13 protein-coding genes are annotated in these 23665 nt (G+C 70.6%); 8 read left to right on the forward strand and 5 right to left on the reverse strand.

Annotation, left to right across the window (positions count from 1 at the left end; genetic code table 11):
* Positions 1 to 277: 277 nt before the first annotated feature.
* Together PLE19_19610 and rpsU are read right to left on the reverse strand one after the other, a co-directional pair.
* Positions 278 to 2740, reverse strand: a complete 2463-nt coding sequence (locus PLE19_19610) for a sodium-translocating pyrophosphatase (protein HPD17157.1) — start codon at positions 2738 to 2740, stop codon at positions 278 to 280.
* A gap of 328 nt (positions 2741 to 3068) precedes the next feature.
* Positions 3069 to 3272: a 30S ribosomal protein S21 gene (gene rpsU / locus PLE19_19615; protein ID HPD17158.1), complete on the reverse strand. Its 204-nt coding sequence runs from the start codon at positions 3270 to 3272 to the stop codon at positions 3069 to 3071.
* Between the two features lie 1211 nt (positions 3273 to 4483).
* On the opposite strand from rpsU, the gene PLE19_19620 reads away from it, so the two are divergent.
* From PLE19_19620 to PLE19_19630, 3 genes are all read left to right on the forward strand, one after another.
* Complete coding sequence (locus tag PLE19_19620) at positions 4484 to 5425, forward strand: sugar kinase (protein ID HPD17159.1); 942 nt, start codon at positions 4484 to 4486, stop codon at positions 5423 to 5425.
* 472 nt (positions 5426 to 5897) lie between these two features.
* Positions 5898 to 7481, forward strand: a complete 1584-nt coding sequence (locus tag PLE19_19625) for a terpene cyclase/mutase family protein (GenBank protein HPD17160.1) — start codon at positions 5898 to 5900, stop codon at positions 7479 to 7481.
* Positions 7482 to 7601: 120 nt separating this feature from the next.
* Positions 7602 to 9152 (forward strand): terpene cyclase/mutase family protein, encoded by a 1551-nt coding sequence (locus tag PLE19_19630; GenBank protein HPD17161.1) that lies wholly within the window; start codon positions 7602 to 7604, stop codon positions 9150 to 9152.
* A gap of 88 nt (positions 9153 to 9240) precedes the next feature.
* On the opposite strand, the gene PLE19_19635 is transcribed toward PLE19_19630, so the two are convergent.
* Positions 9241 to 9708 carry a response regulator gene (locus tag PLE19_19635; protein HPD17162.1) on the reverse strand — a complete coding sequence of 156 codons (468 nt, stop codon included), beginning with the start codon at positions 9706 to 9708 and terminating at the stop codon, positions 9241 to 9243.
* A gap of 205 nt (positions 9709 to 9913) precedes the next feature.
* Positions 9914 to 12523 carry a hypothetical protein gene (locus tag PLE19_19640; GenBank protein ID HPD17163.1) on the reverse strand — a complete coding sequence of 870 codons (2610 nt, stop codon included), beginning with the start codon at positions 12521 to 12523 and terminating at the stop codon, positions 9914 to 9916.
* Here PLE19_19640 and PLE19_19645 point away from each other — a divergent pair.
* From PLE19_19645 to PLE19_19665, 5 genes are all read left to right on the forward strand, one after another.
* The gene (locus PLE19_19645; GenBank protein ID HPD17164.1) at positions 12498 to 12980 is read left to right on the forward strand and encodes a hypothetical protein; all 483 of its coding nucleotides are present in this window, start codon (positions 12498 to 12500) and stop codon (positions 12978 to 12980) included. The two genes, PLE19_19640 and PLE19_19645, sit on opposite strands and share 26 nt — an antisense overlap.
* Positions 12981 to 14063: a 23S rRNA (adenine(2503)-C(2))-methyltransferase RlmN gene (gene rlmN, locus PLE19_19650; GenBank protein ID HPD17165.1), complete on the forward strand. Its 1083-nt coding sequence runs from the start codon at positions 12981 to 12983 to the stop codon at positions 14061 to 14063.
* A gap of 182 nt (positions 14064 to 14245) precedes the next feature.
* Positions 14246 to 15763, forward strand: a complete 1518-nt coding sequence (locus PLE19_19655) for an HD domain-containing protein (protein HPD17166.1) — start codon at positions 14246 to 14248, stop codon at positions 15761 to 15763.
* On the forward strand, positions 15760 to 18267 hold the full coding sequence (locus tag PLE19_19660; GenBank protein HPD17167.1) for a hypothetical protein: 2508 nt from the start codon (positions 15760 to 15762) through the stop codon (positions 18265 to 18267). Before PLE19_19655 ends, PLE19_19660 begins: the two co-directional genes overlap by 4 nt.
* Before the next feature lie 60 nt (positions 18268 to 18327).
* Positions 18328 to 19107 (forward strand): sigma-70 family RNA polymerase sigma factor, encoded by a 780-nt coding sequence (locus PLE19_19665; protein HPD17168.1) that lies wholly within the window; start codon positions 18328 to 18330, stop codon positions 19105 to 19107.
* Positions 19108 to 19151: 44 nt separating this feature from the next.
* Here PLE19_19665 and PLE19_19670 read toward each other — a convergent pair whose 3' ends face one another.
* Entirely contained in the window at positions 19152 to 22841 is a 3690-nt protein-coding gene (locus PLE19_19670; protein ID HPD17169.1) for a serine/threonine-protein kinase, read from the reverse strand.
* Positions 22842 to 23665 lie beyond the last annotated feature (824 nt).

Here is a 23665-nt window from a genome sequence, read left to right on the forward strand (position 1 = left end):
TCGGAGGCTAAGACCTGCCCCCCCAGAACATGTGGGCAAAGATGAGTCTCTCAGGGGGGGAAGGGGAGGGTGGAAGCCCTGTGCCGACTCAGGGCGCCAGCACGCGGCCACGCCCAATGACAGGCTGACGCCGCCAGGGCAGGAAGAACCCAAGGGAAGTCAGTGCCCCAGGGGCACCAAGAGAATGCCCCCGAAAGCGGGCGGGCCGCTCCGGGGGCATTGGTGTTCTGTCGCTCAGGACCCTTGTGTCCCTTAGGTCTCTCTTGCCTCTTTCAGCTCACATGCCGAGCCACCGGGCGATGGCGGGGGCGTACTTCACGGTGACGCCTGCGAAGACGACGGCGACCATGCTCATGAGCTTGATGAGGATGTTGAGGGAGGGGCCGCTGGTGTCCTTGAAGGGGTCGCCGACGGTGTCGCCGACGACGGCGGCCTTGTGGTTGGCGGAGCCCTTGCCGCCGAGCTGGCCGCTTTCGATGTACTTCTTGGCGTTGTCCCACGAGCCGCCGGCGTTGGCCATCATGACGGCGAGGACGAAGCCGGCCGCCAGGGCGCTGCCGAGGAGGCCGACGACGCCCGCGACGCCGAGGATGATGCCGGTGACGACGGGGACGGCGAGGGCGAGGAGCGAGGGGAGGATCATCTCGCGCTGGGCGCCGCGTGTGGAAATCTCGACGCAGCTCGCGTAGTCGGCCTTGCCGGTGCCTTCGAGGAGGCCCTTGATCTCGCGGAACTGGCGGCGGACCTCCTCGACCATGGAGCCGGCGGCGCGGCCGACGGCTTTCATGGTGAGGGCGCAGAAGACGTAGGCGAGCATGGCGCCGATCATCATGCCGCAGAGGACTCGCGGGTTCATGAGCGTGACGCTGTAGAAGTTCATGTAGTCGTTGATGCCGACCTCGTGGAGGGGCTTGAGCTGGCCGGATTCGACGAGCTTCTCGATGTTCTCGCGGTTGGCGAGCTTGGAGCCGGCGAGGGGGATGAGGGCGCCGGTCTCAGGGTCCTTGACCTCGGCGGAGCGGCGGACGTCGAGGTAGACGCGGAGGCCGTCGAAGTGGTCCTTGCCCTGGTCTTTGAGGTAGTAGACGTGGTCGCCGGCGTAGCCGCCGACGTGGGCCTCGAGGGCGGCGGGGGAGGCGTCGCGGGCCATGAAGTGCATGCCGGTGCGGACTTCCTCGACGTAGGCGGCGAGAAGGGCGAGGGCGGTGAGGGCGGCGGAGCCGATGGCGAAGCCCTTGCCGGTGGCGGCGGTGGTGTTGCCGAGGGCGTCGAGGGCGTCGGTGCGCTGGCGGACGATGGGGGGCAGGTGGCTCATTTCGGCGTTGCCGCCGGCGTTGTCGGCGATGGGCCCGTAGGCGTCGGTGGCGAGGGTGATGCCGAGGGTGGAGAGCATGCCGACGGCGGCGATGCCGATACCGTAGAGGCCGAGGGCGGGGGCGCCGGTGAAGCTGCCGAAGCCGCCGGCGAGGCCGTAGCTGACGAGGATGCCGACGACGATGATGGTGACGGGCGCCCAGGTGGAGAGCATGCCTTCGGCCAGGCCCGCGATGATGACGGTGGCGGGGCCGGTCTTGGATTGCTCGGCGACGCCTTGGGTGGGCCGGAAGTCCTGGGAGGTGGAGTACTCGGTCCACTTGCCGATCAGCCAGCCGGCGATGAGGCCGGTGACGATGGAGCCCCAGATGCCCATGTATTCGCGGCCGAGGGTGTAGTAGACGACGCCGGCCGAGAGGACGGCGATGAGGAGCGCGCTGGCGTTGACGCCGCGCCCGAGGGCCTTGAGGAGCTCGCGTTGGGTGGCCTTTTCGCCGCTGCGGACGAGGTAGATGCCGAGGATGGAGAGGAAGATGCCGATGCCGGCGATGGCCATGGGGCACAGGATGAAGGCGAGCTGGAGGTGCTCGGCGTGCGCGCCGGTGCGGGTGGCGGCGGCCACGCCGAGGGCGGCGGTGGCGAGGATGGAGCCGCAGTAGGACTCGTAGAGGTCGGCGCCCATGCCGGCCACGTCGCCGACGTTGTCGCCGACGTTGTCGGCGATGGTGGCGGGGTTGCGGGGGTCGTCCTCGGGAATGCCGGCCTCGACCTTGCCGACGAGGTCGGCGCCGACGTCGGCGGCCTTGGTGAAGATGCCGCCTCCGACGCGCGCGAAGAGGGCCTGGGTGGAGGCACCGACGCCGAAGCAGAGCATGGTCACCGTGATCTGTTCGAGGCTGAGCGGGCGGAAGAGCTCGATGGCGGCGACGTTCGCGTGGAGCCAGGGGACGAGCTTGTAGAGGGCGAGGAACCAGAGGCAGATGTCGAGCAGGCCGAAGCCGACGACGACGAGGCCCATGACGGCGCCGCTGCGGAAGGCGACCTGGAGGCCGCCGTTGAGGCTGTCCCTGGCGGCGTTGGCGGTGCGGGCGCTGGCGCTGGTGGCGGTCTTCATGCCCAGGTAGCCGCAGAGGCCCGAGAAGAAGCCGCCGGTAAGGAAGGCGAACGGCACCCAGAGGGCTTGGACCTTGAGGCCGAAGGCGAGGACGGACAGGATGACGAAGAGCACGGCGAAGACGATGGCGACGACGCGGTACTGGCGGCGGAGGTAGGCGTAGGCCCCCTCGCGGACGTGCTCAGCGATCTCGCGCATGCGCTCTTCGCCCTCGGGGCGGCGCATCGTCCATTTGAAGAAGTGGAAGGCGAAATAGAGAGCCGACAGCGCGCCCAGCAGGGCGACGCCCCACCAGGCCCACAGGCCGCCCATCGAGCTGGCGGCCGAGGGAGCCGCCGAGGGCTCCGCGGCCGCTCCGAACGCTGCTGAGGGCACTACCCACATCAACCCGGCCCACGAACTGGACACTGTGACCTCCTTATCGCAAGCACAAGGGCAACGCGAAACGGGACTCCCGCGAGGGGAACTGGTTGTGCAACGTTCTGATGGTCGGTGCCGCTCGACGACCCGGTGCTGCTGCCCACCCGACCTCCCGGACTGACGCGGCTTCCGGAGGACCCATTCGAGTTATCCCGCAGCGGCCCATCGAACTGGGACGGCACCGGCGGTCTGGTCTCTGTTGGGCAGGGCCCAGACCCGATCACCTCCCATACGAGGTTGTCGTCTCGGCCTTCTGCGCGCGGCGGATCATCTTGCGCTCTGCACGACGCCGACGCTCGCTTGGCTTCTCATAGTAAGATGACCGCTTGATGTCCTTGATCAGGCCCTCCTTCTCGCACTTCTTCTTGAAGCGCTTCAGGATCTTCTCTAGCGGCTCACTGCCACTTCCGCTCACCTTGATCATGCGCCTCTCACACCACCTTTCGTTCGTGAGGAACCCTACCAGACATCCCGGTGCCGTCCGCCGTCATACGTGGACCCATCAGCACCGAGGGGCCTTGGTGTCAGGCTATTATTATAGGAAAGCTCTCGGGTTTTGCAAGACGCATTGCCCGCCCGCAGCGATTCCGCCTTGGCCGTTGGGCGGGGTTGCGTGTCTTTGAGTTGGAGGGGATTGAGATGCCGGGTGGATTCGTGTGGTCTGTCGAGGGGGGAAGGGGGCGAGTCCGGACTGGCGCCTCGAGTGTCGGGGCGCTCCGGGCGGCCCGGCGGCGAACGCGCCCCGTGAACAAAGATGGTGCGATGGTTCGCGGGGATGCGGGGGGCCTCCCGGGTGGCTATGGAGGCCGAGGGCGGGCACGGAGCGGGATTGCATCGAGGAGTTCGGCGCGGACCCTCTCGGCCAGGTGGGCCATAGTGTAGCTCGACCGGACCTCCGGCTGGAGGCTGCGCGTCAGGAAGATGTGGAAGAGGTCGTATGCGAAGAACACATGACCGCGATGGCGTGGGGGGGCGGTAGATGTGGTCGGCGTGCCAGGCATTGACGATCCTGTTGAAGCCTTGGTTCGCAATCGCCCAGCGCCCGTGGCCCAGGCGCACCAGGATCTCGTACGGCGCCTTCCAGGCAGGGAGGTCGGTGGCCCACAACCATTCGACCTGTTGCATGTCGAACTCCTTCGTGCTCGCCGTCGCCGCGGCAGAGGGGCTCGACGTCGAAGAGGAGTTCGCCGCCGGCGTGGCGGAGCGGGGCCGCAACGTGGCGGACGCAAAACTGGAGGCGGTCGCCCCTGGCGGTGTGGACCGTACGCCGGAGGGTGCCGGGTGCCCCCCGCCGGAAGCTCGCCCCACACCCGTGGGCGGCGAGGATCATCGTTCGGGAGGGGCGGCTCTTCTCGCTCCCACGCTCCGCGTGGGGGCGGTGATCCGGGCGCTCCGCCGTCAATCTTCCCTGAAGAGGAAGAGGCCGCAGAGCGGCCAAGAGGCACGTCCCCACGCGGAGCGCGGGGACGAGAGAATGCATAAAGCGCAGTCTGCGCCCCTGGCGAAGGCCAGAGCTCACATGGCCACCGCCTCCCATTTGACAGGCCACGGGGTCGTTGCTAGGATTGGCCGCCGAATGGAGATGTGGGGTTCGTCGCCATCCATCATCCGCCCGCGCGGCAGAGGAGTCGGGCTATGGACGTGTGTTGCCTGGGTATCCTGGTGGCCGATGCGTTCGGCTCGCCGATTGACGACATTCCGCCGAAGGGCAGCCTGCGGCTCTTCGACCACATGGAGCTCCACATCGGCGGCTGCGCGGCCAACGCGGGCATCGCCATGGCCAAGCTGGGGCTCGAGACCAGCGTGATCGGCAAAGTGGGCGACGACGTGTTCGGCCACTTCGTGTCGAAGACCCTCAACGACGCGGGGATCGACTCGCGCGGGGTGGTGGTGGACCCGAAGGCCTCGACGTCGTTCACCTTCGTGATCGTGGGGGCGGACGGGCAGCGGCGCTTCCTGCACACGATGGGGGCCAACGCCACCCTGTGCGCGGCAGACGTCAACATGGAGATCGTGAGGCAGGCGAAGATCCTGCACGTGGCGGGCACGATGGTGATGCCGACGTTCGATGGGGCGCAGTGCGCCCAGGTGCTCCAGGCGGCGCGGGCCGCGGGGGTGACGACGTGCATGGACACGGTGTTCAACGACCGCCTTCACGATTACATGCCTGTGATCGGGCCATGCCTGCCACATCTGGACATGTTCCTGCCCTCGATCGAGGAGGCCGAGCGCGTGGCGGGCACGAGCGAGCCGCGCGAGATCGTGCGGCGGCTGCACGAGCGGGGCGTGGGGATCGTGGCCGTCAAGCTGGGGCCGAAGGGCAGCTACGTGTTCGGCGACGGCGAGGAGGCCTACGTGCCGTCCTACGCCGTGAAGGCGGTGGACACCTCGGGCGCGGGCGACTGCTGGGTGGCGGGATTCCTGCTGGGCCGGCTGCGGGGCTGGACCCTCGTGGAGAGCGCACGATTCGGCAACGCGGTGGCCGCGCACTGCGTGCAGGCCTTCGGCTGCACGGCCGGCGTGCGGGATTTCGAGGCGACCCGGGCCTTCCAGCGCACGGCGCGCACCATCGAGTGACCCCGGGGGCGACCCCGAAGGGCCCTCGCGCCGGGCAAGGACGAGACCTCCCGCCCCCACGCGGTGCGTCGGGGCGAGTATGATTTCCCCCTTCCTCGGCCCTACGCTCTGCTTCTTTTTCTTTTTCTCGTCCCTACGCTCTGCGTGGGGACGCGCCTATTGGCCGCTCTGCGGCCTCTTCTCTTCCGCGCCGGAGCGGGAGGTTGGCAAGGCCCCCAGCGCCCGCCCTTCCTGTTACGCTCCCGAGTGTATTGGAACCTTCGGGAGGGAGGCCACTGGAGCACACGCAGGCCGGAAGGAGGAATGGCAACGACTCTGCACAGCCCTTTATGGGTGGTCTACATTCAACAACTTCAGACATCGCAACCGCCTCACAGAATCCCCAAATCACTTGACGGCTCATGCAGCCGGTGTATAATGTAAGTGGACACATAGTTTCCTTCCCCTACCCCCGGCTGGAAGGAGGCGCACGATGTGGCGAGAACTGCTGCGGCGACGGGCGGCAGAACGGGGCGGCCCAGCCACCGATGAGGCGGCGCTCGAGCGATATGTCGAGCACCCCTCGCGGGCCCGCGAGTGGGTGGAAGCCCGCATTCGTCAGGCACCCTGGTGGTGCATCTCCTTCCTCGTCCATGTGTGCGCGTTGCTCGTGCTCTGGAGCTGGCCCGTCCGGAGCCACGCCGATATCGAGACCCCCATCACCGAACTCCCCGTGTCGCTCGTGGATAAGGCCGATCCTGAGATCCAGGAGCGCCAGGAGGAGAAGCCCCCGCAAGACCCGCCTGTGGAACTCGAGGACTTCGAGATCGCCGACGTGCCGGACGTGATGGTGCGCGGCGACGAGACCGAGGTCCTTCCCCAGACGCCCGTGGAGCCCGTCGAGGGCTCCCCCTTCGAGAACTCCGAGCTGCCGCGCCTCGACGGCCTTCCGCCGATCATCGGCCCCGAGGCCATGAACCCGCTCCTCCCGCCGCCGGGCCGCCTGCCCCCCGGCGACCGCGCGAGGGTGCGCGAGGCCATCGAGGGCAAGCCCTCCGGCACCGAGTTCAAGACCCTCGTGCCGCCCCTCATCGCCGCGCTCAACTGGCTGGCCCAGGCCCAGGAGCGCGACGGAAGCTGGGACGCCAGGGCCTGGGAAGGCACCAATTCGTACAAGGTCGGCATGGGCGGCCTGGCGCTCCTGGCCTTCCAGGGCGCAGGCTTCACCCACAAGCAGGGGCGCTACCAGCACGTGATCCTGCGAGGGCTCGACTGGCTGCGGAACAACCAGCGCGACAACGGAAGTTTCGCATGGGAAACGTTTTATGAGCAGGGCATCGCCACCATTGCCGTCTGCGAAGCCTACGCTCTGACGGGCGACCCACGCGTGGGACGCATGGCCCAGCGTGCCATCGGCTACATCGTGGCCCAACAGCCTGACCACGGCGGCTTCCGCTACGGCGGCCCCGTGCCCAAGGACCAGGGCGACCTCTCCGTCACCGGATGGCAGATCATGGCCATCAAGTCGGCCCTCATGGCCGGGCTGGACGTGCCGGCCACCGCGGTCGAGCGCTCGCGCGTGTTCCTGCGGAACAGCGCCCGCGACTACGGGGCGAGCGCCTACCTCGTGGGCGACCCAGGGGCCGGCTCGGCGGCCATGACCGCCGTGGGCCTGCTCTGCCGCATCTTCCTCAACGACGGACGCCAGTACGACAACGAGATCGGCCAGACCGCCGCCTACCTGAGCCGCCGCGAGAACCCCGGCCTCGACGCGCCTCCGACCGGGGCCTCCAAGGAACTCGTCGCCGACCTCTACTACACCTACTACTCGTCCCTGGCCATGTTCCAGGTCGGCGGCGAACACTGGCGTGCCTGGCAGAAAATGTACCTGGAACCGCTCAAGGCGGCCCAGGTGAAGGCCACCCGCGACGCCGCGGGCAGGTTCGTCAAGGGAAGCTGGGAGCCGGCCCAGGACCGCTGGGGCGCCCGAGCAGGCCGAGTCTATACCACGGCCCTCGGCGCGCTCTGCCTCGAGGCCCCCTATCGCTTCCTGCCGATGCTCCAGGCCAGACCATGAATGGGGGAGGCGTGAGGAGCCCGGAAAATCGCGTAAGTTCGCTTGACAGACCCTGTGTGAACGTTATAATCCGTAAGTACATTGGATTGTACGGCCGTAACTCCCCAGGAGGTCCCCGAAATGGCCGATGAGCTGAACCCGCAGGGGGTTGACGAGAGTCAGCTCGAACAGTACGTCGAGAAAGAGCCCAGCAAGTGGGAGGAGTTCCTCAACCGCCAACTCCGCCGGGCTCCCTGGTGGACGATCTCGCTGCTCGTCCACGTGATCGTGCTCATCATCCTCTACAGTTGGCCCTACCACGCGCTCGCCCGCGACGAAGTCATCACCACGATTCCCGTCAATCTCGTCGAGGACGTGACGCCCGAGGTCCCGCCCGAGCCGCCGCCGGAGCCGCCCGAAGAGAAGATTGACGAAGAGTTCGACGTCCCCATCGAAGATATCCCGATCTCGCCCGAACCCGTGAGCAAGGACGACCCGGGGCCCGACCTGGACATGGACCCGATGCAGGACATCGTCAAGGACGTCGAGCGCCCCGTCCAGAGCATTGACCCGCCCTCGAACACGCCGGTCTTCGCCGTGGACAGCACGGCGGTGAAGGGCCTGACCCGCGGCATCTACTCGGGCCGCAAGAACTTCGGCACGGGCACGGCCGCCGGCGGCCGCGGCGGCACCAACCGCCACGCCGAGAGCGCCGTGATGGCCGGCCTCATCTGGCTCGCCAAAGCCCAGGAACCCGACGGGCACTGGGACTGCCAGAAGTGGGACGGCGGCGGCAACTTCGACGTGGGGATGACCGGCCTCGCCCTCCTGGCCTTCCTGGGCGCCGGCTACACCCACACCAAAGGCAAGTTCAAGAGCACCGTCGAGAACGGCCTCGAGTGGCTCTCCAAGAACCAGAAGGACAACGGCAGCTTCGGCTGGAAGACCTTCTACGAGCAGGGCATCGCCACCATGGCCGTCTCCGAGGCCTATGGCCTCACCCAATCGCCCGCCGTGGGCCGCATGGCCCAGAAGGCCATTGACTACATCTGCAAGACCCAGCCCGACCACGGCGGCTTCCGCTACGGCGGCGCCGTGCCCAAGGACGAGGGCGACATGTCCGTCACCGGCTGGCAGATCATGGCCATCAAGTCGGCCATCTGCTCCGAACTCAAGGTGCCCCAGGAAGCCGTCGAGCGCTCCCGCGTCTTCCTCAAGAACACCTACCGCGACTACGGCGGCAGCTCCTACCTTGTGGGCAGCCAGGGCAGCTCGCCCGCCATGACCGCCATCGGCATGCTCTGCCGTCAGTTCCTGGGCGGCGACTACGACGCCGAGATCATGGCCGCGGCCGACTACCTGCGCCAGCAGCAGCAGAAGAACCCCCCGGTCGGCCCCAACACCGGCAAAGACCACCTGGTGGGCGACCTCTACTACACCTACTACTCCGTCCTGGCCATGTTCCAGATGGGACGCGAGTACTGGAACGACTGGAACAAGCTGTTCCGCGACCCGCTCGTCAAGTGCCAGATCTCGCAGGTGAACGACGAGCGCGGGCGATTCGTGCGCGGAAGCTGGGACCCCGCGAACCACTTCTGGGCCAAGGGCCGCGGCGGCCGCGTCTACGCCACGGCCATGGCCGTGCTCAGCCTCGAAGTCTACTACCGCTTCCTGCCGGTCTACAAGAAGTAACGCCGCGAGCGCACAGCTCTGAAGAACGCCGCGTGCCGCCGGGCAACTCACCCGGCGGCACGCTCATGTCGGCGGCGCGTGCCGGCGCTCAGTCGTCGCCGCGGGGGCCGTGAGCCGGCTGGAGGAGCGCTCTGGGACGCTGCGCCCCCAGCAGGCGGCGGGCCGCGCGGGGCGGCGGCAGCGCCGGAGGCTCCGCGCGCTCGACCACCACCCGCAGCGTGGCCGCCAGGTGCGCCAGGCTGAACGGCTTGGCAAGAAACACCGCGCCCAGCTCCTCGCACGGCCCCGCCAGGTGGCGCGGGTCGCCCGCGCTCATCACCACGAACTTGCAGCCCTCGGCCCTCCGAACAAACCGCCGCGCGAGGCGCAGACCCCCAATGTCCGGCAAGTCAATATCCACCACCACCAGGTCGGCTGGGCGCGCGCGCCACGCCAGCAGCGCCTCCACGCCCGACGACGCCACCGTCACCTCGAAGCCGCTCTCCTCCAGCACCTCGGCCAGAGTCTCGGCGAGGCTCTCGTTGTCGTCAATGACCAGCGCTCGCTGAATCGCCATAGCAGAACCCCTCAATGCCTACGCTACGCGCACCGGTCCCAAGCCGCAAATCGTGTGCCGGCCATTGCGGGGCTAGTGCCTCCTCCGCTGGCCAATCGTAACGTATTGAATAGTGAAAAGTTATGTTTGGCGATGGACGGCCGGCAGACACCGGAGCACACCCCGCGCCGCCCCCGCGCCTGCCATTCTGGCGCGCCGCCGGCAGTCATTGCCCCCGGGCCGACGAGGCGGGGCCCGTGTCCAGCCGCAGGAGCTCCCACCGCGCCTCCACCCCCTCGGGCCGATCGGCGAACTCCAGGGCCAGTTGGGCCAGGGTCTCGACCAGCGCCCCCAGGTCTCCCGCCATGCGGTGGCAGGCGGCGAGCGCGGCGAGGGCGCGGGGGCGCTCGTCGTGTGTCGCCCAGCGCGCCCAGGCGTCGGCCACGGCCCGGGCCGCCGCCACGTCGCCCCGCACCCGGTGGCAGTCGAAAAGCCCCGCGTAGGCCGCGTCCACAGCGCCCCGGAGACGGGCGCGCCGCGCTGGGTCGCCCGGCAGCACCTGGAGCAGTTGCTGGCCGCGGGCCACTGCGCTCTCGAGGAAGCCGAAGGCCGCCAGCTCGGCCACCTCGGCCGTGTCGTAGGCGATCGGGTGGCGGCGCTGGACCCGGCCTGCCGCAAGCAGGCGGATGGCCTCGCGGCGGGTGGCCGGCGCGGCCGCCGGCGCCAAGGCGGCCAGGAGCAGCGTGCTCGCCTCCCAGTGGTCGCCTCGCTCGGCCAGCAGCCGGGCGGTCTCCAGCGCCGCGCGGGCCCCCACAGCTCCGCCGGGGGCGAGAGCCATCGCGTGGCGGCAGGCGCCCAGCGCCGCCTCCGCATCGGCGGGGGCGAGTTGGGCCGCCGCCGCCAGCGCCGCCTCCGCCGCGCGGCAGGCGAGGGCCGGCGCGAGCTTGCCGGCCGGCACGCGGCCCGCCCAGCGCGCCGCGCCCGCCGCGTCGCCATCGGCCGCGCAACTCTCGGCGAGCAGGGTCAGGTGTTCGGGCCCCAGGGTCTCCGCACCCGCGGCCCCCGCCGCCCACTCCAGGAGGCGCGAGCTGGCACCCTTGGGACCCAGTTGCTCGCACGCCCGGAAGACGGAAGCGGCGGCGGCCGTGAGATGAGTGCCGTTGGGATACGCGCGCGCGAGGCGGACGAGAAGTTCCAGCGCCTTGCGCGGGTTGCCGAGCTGAAGCTGCGTGTCGGCCAGCGCCTGGAGCACCAGCGGCGACGGAGCCTCGCGAAACTCGCCCTCCAGCCGCGACGCCGTCTCGATTCCCTGGCGAACGGCCTGCTCGAGCGCGCGGACCTCGTCCGAATCCCGCCGCGCACGCAGCAGGGCGATGGCCTCCAAGGCGCCTGCGGGGTCGCCCACGCGCATCCTCGCGGTCGCCAGCAGGCGGAGGGCGTCCGCCTGCCCCCGGCCCTCCGACACAGACGCCCGCTGCGCGTGGGAGGCGGCGGTCGCCCACTCGCCCTGCGCGGCGAATGCCTCGGCCACGGCCTGGTGGGCAAACGCCGCGGCCTGGGGGACGCCGATCTGGCCGGCCAGGGCGGCGAGAGCCGCGGGGCCCGGCATGCCCTTGCGTCGGTGGCGGGCCAGCTCGAGGGCGAAGCGCGCCTCGGCCTCCGTCTCGGCCAGGCGGGGCGTCGCGCCGTCCAGCGTGGCGATTCGCACGCACTGGGGCGGAGCGCCCGGCTCGGCGCACGTGTGGAACGCGATGGACGCGCCGTCGGGCGACCAGGAGGGCATCAGGTTCGCCAGGCCGTCGGCGGCGAGGGTGAGGGTGGACTTCCCCTCGGGGTCCACCATCAGGATGTCGGCCGGCTGCCCTCCGGCGCCCGGGTCGCCCGCGGCCGGGCCGAGCGGCAGCGACACGAAGGCCAGCGCATCGCCCTTCGGCGCCCAGGCCGGGGCGAGGCAGGCGCCTGCCAGGTTGCGCGCGAGCGCCCGGCTGGCCCCCGAGGCGGGGCTCCACAGCGCGATCTCGGCGAAGCCGGCGCACAGGTGCCGCTCGGTCACGTAAGCCAACAGGTCGCCCCGCGGCGACCAGGCGGGCCAGTAGCCGGGCACGTACTCGCGGAAGATCGCGGGCGCGGCCACGCGGTACGTCGTGCCGTCCAGAGTGGCGAGGCAGAGCGCCCAGGGCTCGTCCGGCCTCGCCCGCGCCACGAATGCCACGCGGCGGCCGTCGGGCGCCACGGCCGGGCCCCGGGCCTCGCACAGGCCGGCGGCAATGGCGCGCGGCGGGCCGCCCGCGGCCGGCACGCAGTGCAGCGCCCAGCCGCCCGGGCCATCGGCCGACACGACCACCGAGCGCCCGTCGGGCGACCAGGCCAGCTCCGCCGCCCCCTGCGCGCAGGGGGTCTCCCAGGCCGCGCGGTCGGCCGCGCCCCCCGCCGACAGGATGTGAAGGCGAAGCAGGGGCGGCTGGCCCGGATCGCGGACCACCACGGCGCAGGCCACCTGGTCGCCCTGCGGCGAAGGGGCGATGGCCACCGGCGGCGCGGCCAAGCGAGCCGCCGCCAGCTCGGAGCGGCGGCCCGATGCCACGTCCACCTCGCGCACCGCCACCGTGCCGTCGGGATGCAGGGCGGCGTACCGCAGCGTCCTTCCATCGGGCGACCAGGCCGGCGGGTAATAGACGGGCCACTTCCGCACGCACCCCGCCAGCAGCGTCGCGGCCAGCGCCAGGGCGAGGCCGGCGCGCGCCGAGCCACTTGACCGCGCGCGCCGCGTCTGGTTAAATGGCGAGGCCCCTCGGGCAGGAGCACGCAGCGTGCCGGAAATCTTCGTGGCAGGCATCATCCAGGGCTCGCTTCAGGACCGCTCGATCCACGCCCAGTCGTACCGCGAGCGCATCGTGGGCCTCCTGCGGGCCAGGCTGCCCGGGGTCCAGGTCTACTGTCCGATCGAGAACTACCCGAACTCGCTGAGCTTCTCCGACGCCGTGGCCCGCGGCACCTTCCTGGGCCTGATGGCGCGCGCTGCCCAGGCCGATGTGCTGGTGGCCTATGTGCCCGAGGCCAGCATGGGCACGGCCATCGAAATGTGGCAGGCCCACCGCAACGGGCGCCTCGTGGTGGCCATCTCGCCGATGGCGGCCAACTGGGCCGTGCGCTTCCTGGCCGACGTGCTGCTGCCCGACCTCGAGGCCTTCGAGCGCTTCGTGCGCGACGGCCAGTTCGAGCGCCTGCTGGAGGCCCGGGGGATTATAGCGCGCGAGGCGCCGTCAAGCCAGCCCCAGGCGGAGCTCGCCTGAATGAGCCCGCACGAGCCGTTCCACCTTCTCGGCGCCACGCGGGACGATCTGCGCGCCTGGCTCTCGGCCCAGGGCCAGCCCGCGTACCGCGCCGACCAGTTGCTCCACTGGCTCTACGCCTCCGAGGCCGCCAGCTTCGAGGTGATGGCCAACCTGCCCAAGGCCCTCCGCGCCGCACTCGCCCAGCGGGCCGTGGCCTATACCACCCGCGTTGCCGCCACCCGCATCAGCGCCGACGGCACCCAGAAGCTCCTCGTCGCCCTGGCCGACGGGGAGGCCGTGGAGACCGTGATCATCCCCGAAGGCCGGCGGCGTACGGTATGCGTCTCGACCCAGGTGGGCTGCGCGATTGGCTGCCTCTTCTGCGCGAGCGGCGCCGGCGGGCTTGTGCGGAATCTGGCGTCCGGGGAGATTGTCGAGCAGGCCCTCCACGCCCGGCGGGCCATGGCCCCGGCGCACCTCACCCACCTCGTGGTCATGGGCATGGGCGAGCCGCTGATGAATCTGGACGCGCTGCTGCGTGCGCTCGGTGTGTTCACTGCCCCGTGGGGCCTCGCCCTCGGCCCGCGGCGGGTCACGGTGTCCACCGTCGGCCTTCCCGAGGGCATCCGGCGGCTGGCCGCCGAGGGGCCGGGGGTGAACCTGGCCGTCTCGCTGCACGCCGCCGACGACGTGACGCGCGCGCGCCTCGTGCCCCACGCGCGCCCCGTGGCCCAGGTGGTGGCGGCGGCACGCCACTACCTGCACCACACAGGGCGCGAGGTGACCTTCGAGTGCGTGCTCGTGGCCGGCGTGAACGACTCGCCTGCCGACGCCCAGGGCCTCGCCGACGCGGTCGGGCGCGAGCCGATCCTGGTGAACCTTCTGCCCCTCAACCCGGCGGCGGGCCGGGGCCTGGAGGAGCCGCCGCCGACGCGGGTCGAGCGGTTCGTGGCCGAACTCCAGCGGCGGGGGGTGCGGGTGCAGGTGCGCCGGCGACGGGGCGCCGACATCGAGGGAGCCTGCGGGCAACTGCGCCGGCGGGCCGTTCCCACCGCGGGCGGCGACAGTGCAACCCTTGATGCCGCTAAGAGTTGTGACTGAGCCGCCCCGCCGCTTTTCGTGTTGACCCCTCTGGGCCGGTTGTGCTATAATCAGGGTCCGCCTCGCGCGGGGTTTGGCGGGGATGGTCCGGTTGGAGGGCAGGTGTTCGCGCTGCCCCTGGGCTGTCGCGTTCGGGAGGGGTGCCCCCCCCGACTTGCGCCATCGGGCGCCGAGACACGAGTATGGCAGCGATCCTTCGAGTCGTGAACGGCCAGCGAGCGGGGCAGCGGGTCACCGTGGGCGCTGGGGAGACCCTCTCCATCGGACGCTCCGGGGAGAGCGACCTCCAGCTTCTGGGCCTGGGCGTCTCGCGCTTCCACTGCGTGGTCGAAGAGCACGCCGACGACGTGGTGGTGGCCGACCTCAACTCCAGCAACGGCACGTTCGTGAACGGCCAGCGGGTCAAGCGCCAGCCGCTCCGCGTGGGCGACGAGATCGAGATCGGCACGATCAAACTGGTGGTGGAGGCCGTGCCTCAGCGGCGGGCCGAGCCCGTGAGCTGCTACTTCACCGAGTCGAGCGGCAGCGAGACGCGCGTGGTGCCGGTCGTCAAGCTGCCGGACGCCACAGAAGCCGCGTTCCCGGGTGCCGCGGGCCAGGGCGACCAGGAACTGCGCCGCCACCTGGGCGCCCTCGAGAAAGTCTACAAGGCCATCGCGGCCGAGGAGCGCCCTGCGCGGCTGATGGCGATGGTGATGGACACCGTGCTCGAGGTCGTGCGCGCCGAGCGGGGCTTTCTGCTCCTCAGCGAGCGCGGCGGCGGCCTGCGCGCGCAGGTGGCCCGCACGGCGCCCTGGGCCTCGGTGGACCCCCGCCTGCCGGTCAGCCGCTCGGTGCTGCGGGCCTCCATCGAGCGCGGCGCCTCCGTGCTCTGCCCCGACCTCCAGGCCGGCGCCAACGGCGCCAACGGCGCCCAGGCGCCCACCGGCCACACCCGCTCGGTGCTGTGCGCCCCGCTCCAGTCGGGCGACCGCGTGCTCGGCGCGCTCTACCTGGACGTGGCGGCGAGCACCTGGCAATTCACGAAGCAGGACGCCGAGATCGTGGGCGCGATCGCCCGCCACACGGGCCTCGCCCTCCACAAGGCCGAGCTGGTGGACGACCTCGAACGCCTCTTCGTGGGCGCCATCGAAACTCTCGTGGCCGCGGTGGAGGCGAAGGACATCTACACGTACGGTCACTCGGCGCGCGTGAGCAAGCTGGCCCGCCGCATCGCCGAGGGCATGGGCCTCGCCGAACCCGAGCAGGAGCAGGTGAAGCTCGCCGGCCTCCTCCACGACATCGGCAAGATCGGCATCCCCGAGGCCGTGCTGAGCCAGCGCGGACACCTGACCGACGACGAGTGGGCCTACGTGCGCAGCCACCCCCAGATCGGCGAGAGCATCATCCGCCAGATGGGCAGCGACCGCGTGGCCATGCTCTGCCAGCTCGTGCGACACCACCACGAACGGCTCGATGGCACGGGCTACCCCGACGGCCTGACGGGCGACGCCATCCCGCTCGGCGCCCGCATCCTGTCGGTGGCCGACGCCTACGACGCCATGCGGTCCAACCGGCCCTATCGCTCGCCCTACTCGGCGAAGGAGGCGATCGCCGAGCTGCGCCTCAACTCGGGCCGGCAGTTCGACGCCGAGGCCATCGAGGCCCTCGCCGAACTGCGCTCGGAGGCGCGGCAGGCCGCCGGCGCGGAGGAGGCATGAACGAGGCCCCCGCGGCACGCCATCCCATCTCCGCCAAGGCCGCCGCCCTCCTGTGCGCGGCGGCGGTCCTCGCCGCCGGGCACGCCGTCGCCGGCCAGACCCCAACGCCCCCCGTGCTGATCCGGGCCGACATCTTCGCGCGCGAGGGCGCCGATATCCTCTACGCCCTCGGCAATGTGCACCTCGAGCGCGGCGAGGCCGTGATCACCTGCGACGCCGCCGTGATCTGGACCGCCGACCAGGAAGCCTACCTCGAGGGCCACATCCTCTACCGCACCGGCAAGAGCGTGATGGAGGCCGAGCGCGCCTACGTGCGGTGGGGCACAGTGAAGGACGAGTTGACCGGCGCCGAGAAGACCAGGGTGGACCGCGGCTTCATGTTCAATGCCGTCATCCGCTGGAGCGAGCGGCCCGACCAGGTGACCTGGCAGGTGCGGGCCGAAGAGGTCCTCCAGACCGACGTGCAGCGCTTCCTCGCCCGCGGCGGCCTCACCCTCAGCCCCTGCCAGTTCCACGAACCCCACGCCTTCTTCCGCGCCAGCGAGGTCGAACTCGTCACCGACGAGCGCCTCATCGCCAACCACCTCACCTATCACGTCCGCGGCGTCTCCCTGCCGCCCATCTGGCTCTTCCCCATCTACTGGCCCAAGCTCTACATTCCCCTGGGCTGGCAATGGCCCGAGTTCAACATCGAGGTCGGCAGTTCCTCCCGCTTCGGCTTTTATGCGCGCAACGAGATCATCTACGAAATCCCCGAGCGCCTCTTCGGCGTCCTGCGCGCCGACGTGGGCGTGAACCTCGACTACTTCTCCAAGCGCGGCTTCGCGTACGGCGGTAGCCTCGCCTACCGGAGCGAGAACCGCCGCGACCCCAGCCCCCTTGGGCGCGACCTCATCCGCGGCCGCTTCGACGCCTACCGAGTCCCCAACGACAAAGGCGAGGACTACGGCAAGTTCGACCTCGGCACCACCGACCGGTACCGCGTGCGCTTCTTCCACTCGCAGGACTTCCCCTCGGGCCTCGAACTGGACCTCGAGTACCAGTACTACACCGACGCCGGCTTCCGCCAGGAGTACTTCCCGACAGACTACGAGACCGGCAAGCCGATGGAGAACCGCGCCTACGTGAAATACCCGTTCGGCCCTGCCGCCGCCTACGCCCACGTGCGCCTGCGCAACGAGAAGTGGCTCGACAGCACCGAGTACCTCCCGCAGGTGGGCCTCAACGTCTTCTCCTACCCCATCCTCGGCAACCTGCTGTACACAGGACACGTCGAGTTCGCCTACATCCGCCGCCGCCTTTCGGTGCTGCGCCTCGACCCGGGGCAGTCGCCCTTTGACCCCGACTACCAGCGCAAGCGGCGCAAGTGGAACTTCTTCTACGACGGCGACACCAGCTACCCCATCCTCCCTCTGGAGTCCACGCCCCAGGAATACATGTCCGACGGCCGCGACCTCTGGCGCCTCAACACCTACCACCAGCTCGCCCTGCCATTCGACCTCTCGATCTTCCACATCGAGCCGTTCGTGGGCTTCCGCGGCACCTACTACTCCGATACCCTCGACGGCGGCAGCGACTGGCGCAGCATCTTCGCCTACGGCGCCCGCATCTCCACCCAGTTCTGGCGCTCGTGGGACGACGTGCGCGTCCACACCCCGCTCCTCGACCTCCAGGGCGTGCGCCACGTCATCGCCCCCGAAATCCGCTTCCTCTCCATCCACAAGCCCTCCCTGGAAGTGGACGAGCTGATCCTGACCGACGACACCGACTTCTACCAGCCGCCCCGGAACCCGCGCCACGCCTTCCCCGCGCGCCCCTACCGCCCCCTCGACACCACCGGCCTGGCGTTCGGCGACATAGACGCCATCACGCCCGTGAGCCTGGTGAACTTCAGCTTCCTCAACCGCTGGCAGACCCGCCGCGGCGGCAGCGTGGTGGACTTTCTCTCGATTGACCCGAACATCACCTTCTACACCGACAGCGGCCGCGACAACTGGGGCCGCTCCCGCGGCGACTGGAGCATTGACACCCGCTTCACCCCCGTGCACGGCCTGCACTTCTACCTCGACTTCGGCGAACGCGTCTGCGGCGACGCCTTCGACCGCCCGCACGACGTGACCTTCGTCAACACCGGCGCGGCCATCGAACTCAGCGAGCGCTGGGCTCTCTTCCTCTCCCACCGCGTCGAGGACCCCTACTCGAACCAATGGGCCGCCCGCCTCATCTACCAGATCAACAACAAGTGGCGCGTGGACGCCCAGTACGAGACCAACACCGAACGCGGCTACGACAGCAACACCGCCTTCCGCCTCACCCGCGACCTGCACGACTGGATCATCGAGTTCGTCTTCCAGAACGACCAATCGGGCCTGAACAACCTGGTGGGCGTGAGCCTGCAACCCAAGGGCCGCCGCGAACTCATCAGCGGCCTCGAATACACGCGCGACCTGCGCGCCGGCCTCAACGCCTACCAGCGCGAGTCGTACCAGCAGTTCGACTACTGAGCCCCCGGCCACGGGCCGCGGCCGCTGCCCGCCCCTCGCCGACCGACCAGGAGTGGCGCCTTGAGCCCCTCGCCCCGCCGAGTGGACCAGCTCTGGCTCGACTACCAGCGCACCCGCGACGAGCGGCTGAAGGCCGACCTCGCCCGCGCCTGCATGCGGCGCGTCTACGCCATCGCCAAGAAGCTGCGCGCCGAGATGGGCGGCGTGCCCAGCCTCCAGGACCTGGTGGACGCGGGCCTGGTGGGCCTCATGGAGGCCTTCGAGCGCTTCGACCCCGCGCGCGGCGTCTACTTCGAAACCTGGTGCTCGTGGCGCGTGCTGGGCGCGATGCGCGACGACCAGCGCAAGCGCGCCTGGGCGAGCGAGGCCGTGCGCCTGAAGGCCCAGCGCCTGCGCCGCGCCGCCGCCGAGATGGCCAGCGCGCGCGGCCGCACCCCCACCGACGACGAGCTGGCCGAGGCCCTCGGCGTCTCCACGGCCGAGGTGGCCGAGCTCTGGCGCCGCGCCGAGCGGCGCCGCCCCGTCTCCCTCGACAGCGCGCACGAGGACGGCGGCGCCGACAGCGACCCGGCCCTGGCCGACCGCCAGGCCGACCCCGCGCAACTCCTGCTGGCTAAAGAGGCGCGCGAGCTGCTGCTCAATGCCCTCAAGGAGCTGCCGGACAAGCAACGCTACACACTGCTCCTTTACTACTTCGAGAAGCTCACCATGGCCCAGGTGGGAAAGGTGCTCGAGGTCAGCGAGAGCCGCGTCTCGCAGCTCCACGCGGCCGCCCTGCGCACCCTCGCGCGGCGGCTCGGTCCGCGCAAGGACGAACTCCTCAGCGCGCTCGGCGTCTGAGCCGTCCTCCCCAAATTGCCGTCACGGCAGCAAGGAAAAGGCAGCTACTCGGGGCTGCGCTCGCGCGTGGCCAGAGGCGCGAACCACGCGGACGCCTCGGCGGCCGCCGGGGCGAAGGCCTCGGCGGCGCGGTCGTCGGCCTCGGCCCACAGCCGCAGGGCGAGCAGGTAGTGCGCAAGCGGGGCCGGCATGCCGGCCGCCTGCGCCGCCTGCTGGAAGGCGGCGGGGGTCGTCTGCCGCAGCATGAAGGCAGCGGCCGCGGCCCGCGGCGCATCGCCCTCGGCGGCGATGGCCAGCTTCTGCCACAGCGCGGCCGCTCGGTTCGCGTCGCCCATCTCCACGGCGACGCACGCGGCGCGCAGCAGGCCCTCGGCGCTGCCGGCGGCCTCGTACTGCGGCAGCGCGCTCGACAAGGCGCCCGCGCGCACGTAGGCATCGCCCAGGGCCAGGCTGAAGCTGGAGCGCGCGACCGGGCTGTCGTAGAGCTCGCAGGCGCGGCGGTAGTCGCCGAGCAGCGCGGGGCCGTCCGGATCATCGGGCTCGATGGCGGCTATGGAGTCGGCCAGCGCGCGCAGGGCCTCGGCGGGGAGCGGCTGGCGCTGGCGGGCGTAGTGGGCGAGGAGGGCGAGGGCTTCGCGGCGCCGGCCGGCGGCGGCCGCGGTGCCGATGGCCTTGGCCACAGCGGGCGCCAGCGCGTCGTTGGGGTAGGCCGCATAGGCGGCGGCCGCCTGGCTGAAGGCGCCGGCTGCGATGTGAAGCGACAGCAGGCGGTTGGCCGCTGCGGCCAGCGGGGGGTGCAGCACGCCCAGGTGCAGGCGCGCGTAATCGAGCAGTTGCAGCGCGTCGGCCGGCCTCTTCGCCGCCAGGGCCGCATCGGTGGCGGCGGCGAACACGGCCACCATCTGCGGGTCGTCCAGCGGCTGGGCGAAGAGCTCGTGGATGGCGATGGGCTTCAGCCACTCGCCGCGCGCCACGAAGGCCTGGGCCAGGCGCACGGCCGGGCCGTCGGGCCCCACGAGCTTGGCGGTCTCGCCGGGGAAGGTCTTGAGCGTGTCGCGCACGAGGGTGAAGGCGTCGTCGAGGCGGCCCGCGTCGGTCGTCTCGCGCACGGCCCGCAGCAGCACGGGCGCCAGCTTGGGGTCGTGGAGGGCCTCGGCGAGGCGCGCCACCCGCGTGTGGGAGCCCGTGGCGCAGAAGGCGTTGGCCAGTTCGACGGCCGACTTGGTGAGGGCCGGGCCGGCCAGCTTCTCGGCCGCGCAGAAGGTGAGCACGGCCATGGCCTCGTCCTGCTTGCCACGCTGGGTGTAGTGGTCGCTCGCGCGGGCGAAGGCGTCGGCCAGGCCCTCGGTGGGGTAGGCGTCGTAGAGCTCGCGCAGCTTGTCGAAGCGCCCGTTGTTGCACAGGCCGTCGCCGAGCTGGCGCACGCGCGCGGCCAGGAAGGCGTGCACGGCGCCGGCGCCGAGCGCTTTGACGACGCTGGCCAGGTTCCGGCGCTCGGGCGCGAACAGGCCGGCCCGCAGCACGGCCAGGGCCTCGTCGTAGGCGCGGTTGTTGAGCATCTGCGCGATGTACGGCGGGAACTGCCAGAACCAGGCCTCGGCCACCTCGCCGCCGCTGGCCGCGATCTGCGCGAGCGCCTGCACGGCGTCGGCGAAGTCGTTGAGGCTGGCCGAGCAGAAGAAGCGGTGGAGGCGCGCGCGCGAGAGGAGGCCGGGCACCTGTTCGTGCGCGACGCGGGGGGCCAGTTCCTCGACGCGGCGCAGGGCGTCGGCGGCCTCGCGGTGGCGGCGCTCGGCCTCGTGGCACTGGGCCAGGCCCACCAGGGCCTCGAGGCCCTCGTAGCGCCCCTCGTAGCCCTGCGCGATCTTCTGATACTGGATGCGGGCCTCCTCCACGTTGCCGTCGCGGAAGAGCACCTCGGCGGCGTCGGTGAGGCTCAGCCTGGCGGGGGGGAACTCCTGCTCGACGGTGAAGCGGCGCACCCGCAGCCGGGTGCGCTCGGTGAAGAGGCCGGCGGCGAACTCGCGGCGGTCGCGGTGGAGCTGGCGCGCGAGCGTGAGGTCGTTGTAGGCGAGGTGCACCGGCGGCTCGCCGTCGGCGGCGGCGATGCGGAGGCTCATGCCCATGGCGTCGCGGCTCAGGGTCATGCGGTACCAGACGCCGGGGCGCAGGGGCGGGCATTTGCGTTCGGCCACCTCCTGCTGCTGGTTCATCAGCACCAGGCGAGGGTGGGGCTGCTCCTTGCCGCCGAAGGAGAAGCGGCAACTGTGGCGCCAGTCGGAGCCCAGGAAGCAGCCGATCACGGGGTTGGGTTGGGGGGTGCCGTCGGGGTTGGGCGGCACGCTGGCCTCGAAGGTGACCGTGACCTTTCCGGCGATGAGGGTCTGGGTGTGGATGGCGGCGAAGGGGGCCGCGGCGGCCTCGAGCTGGCCGTCCTCGGTGATGCGCCAGGGGGTGTTGTCCTCGACGACCCAGCGCGGCGCGAGCGCGGGGTCCTGGAACTCATCCTCGAAGACGATCTTGGTGGTGGGCTTCTCCTGGCGGGCCATTTCGCGCTCGAGGGCCTCGGCGCCGATGCGCTTGCCGGTTTCGAGGGCGACGCGGGCGCGCAGGTCGCTGTCGCGGCGCGCGTCGAGCACCACGGCGGCCGCGGTGAGGCCCACGCCCAGCACGGCGGCGGTGGCGAAGAGGGCCGTGTAGTGGCGCTTGACGAAGCGCCAGGCGCGGTAGAGGGGGCCGGCGGGCCGCGCGCTGATGCTCTCGCCCGCGATGAAGCGGCGGATGTCGTCGGCCAGGGCGCGCATCGAGGCGTAGCGGCGCTCGGGCGTCTTCTCCATGGCCTTCAGCACGATCGTCTGGATGTCGCGGTGGACGCGCGGGTTGAGCTTCTTGAGCGGCGTGGGCTCGTCGTTCATCACCTTGATGAGGGTGTTCATCATGGTGTCGCCGCTGAAGGGCGGGCGGCCGGTGAGCATCTCGTAGAGCACGGCGCCCAGCGAGTAGACGTCGGCCCGGTGGTCCACGCGCGCGCTCTCGCCGCTCGCCTGCTCCGGCGGCATGTACGCGGGGGTGCCGATCGTGGTGCCCGTGCGGGTGAACTTCGTGTCCGAGTCGAGCTGCTTGGCCAGGCCGAAGTCCAGGATGTGCACGCGGTCCTCGGCGTCAATCATGATGTTGCTGGGCTTGATGTCGCGGTGCACCACGCCGCGGCTGTGCGCATAGTCGAGGGCGTCGGCCACCTGGGTCGCGATGTCCAGGGCGCGGCGCGTGGTCACCTCGCCGGCCTGGATCAGGCTGGCGAGGTCGCGCCCCTTGATGTAGTCCATCGTGTAGTAGTGGCGGTCGTCCACCACGCCCACCTCGTGGATGGGCACGATGGCGGGGTGGCGCAGGCGTGCCGCGGCCTGGGCCTCGCGGCGGAAGCGCGCCACCTGGCCCTCGCTGGCCATGTCGCCGGCCAGGAGCACCTTGAGCGCCACGATGCGGTCCAGGTGGTGCTGGCGGGCCTTGTAGACCACGCCCATGGCTCCGCGCGAGATCTCCTCGAGGATCGTGTGGTTGCCGAACGTGCGGCCCCGATAGTCCTGCGACGCGGCGGCCGGCGCGCTGTCACTCGACGTGCGGGTCGCCGTGTCGCTGTCGGCGTGCGGGGTGCAATGGGGGCAGAAAGCCGTGCTGCCGCCCTGGGGCTGATGAAGCGGGCCGCCGCACTTGGGGCAAAGAGGCTTGAGCATCAGTGGACCGCAAATAGAATCGCGCACCGAGCAGCGCGGGATGTGCGCACCGGGAGGAACCGCTGCAATCTCCTCGATTATAGCGCCGTCCGGGCTGTTTTCAATGCGAAAAGCTCTCTCCTCGTGCCTGCGCTCTGCGTGGGGACGGGCCTCGTGGCCGCACTGTGGCCGCTTCGCCTCCGGAGCAGGAACCTCCCGCGGGTTGCGAACCCGCGGGAGGTTGGGGTTGGACGCGGGAGCGTCCGCATCATCGCCCCCACGCGGAGCGCAGGGGCGAGAAGGTGTGGGCCGGCATTGTAGGCAGGGTGATCCTCTCTGGAGCCTGGAGGGATCGCATGTGTAGCCAGGGCAACACCCTCATCTTTGCCCACCTGGCAGGGCCTCGTACCCCGCGAACCCGGGCGACCGGGCCGTAGCCCAGGGCGGCCGAAGGGAGCCCTGGGGACGGACTCTCGAGAACATGGTGGGCAAGGGGAAGGGTGCTGCCTGGGCTATCCCATTCCGCTGCTTCGGAGCTCCCGCAGCCACCCACAATTCCGGCCCGTCCCGGCCCGAGTGGGTGTGGGCCATTTCTGTAGGTAGCTTCTGCTGCGGATTCTTGTAGCGACAAGCGTCCCGCTTGTCGAACGAATGAAGAGAGCCGCAAGCGGGACGCTCGCGGCTACCTCTGCCGCGGGCCTTCCCCTGTTCCGGGGGTTCTCGCATCAGAAACCACCTACAACTCCGGCCCGCCGCGGCCCGAGTTTTTTCCTTGACTTGCCTGCCGAATACGATACAATTAAGAACTTGCGACTTGCGGCCCCAGCGGCCCGCGCGAGGGCGGA

Source organism: Planctomycetota bacterium (assembly GCA_035384565.1).
GTDB lineage: Bacteria > Planctomycetota > PUPC01 > DSUN01 > DSUN01 > DAOOIT01.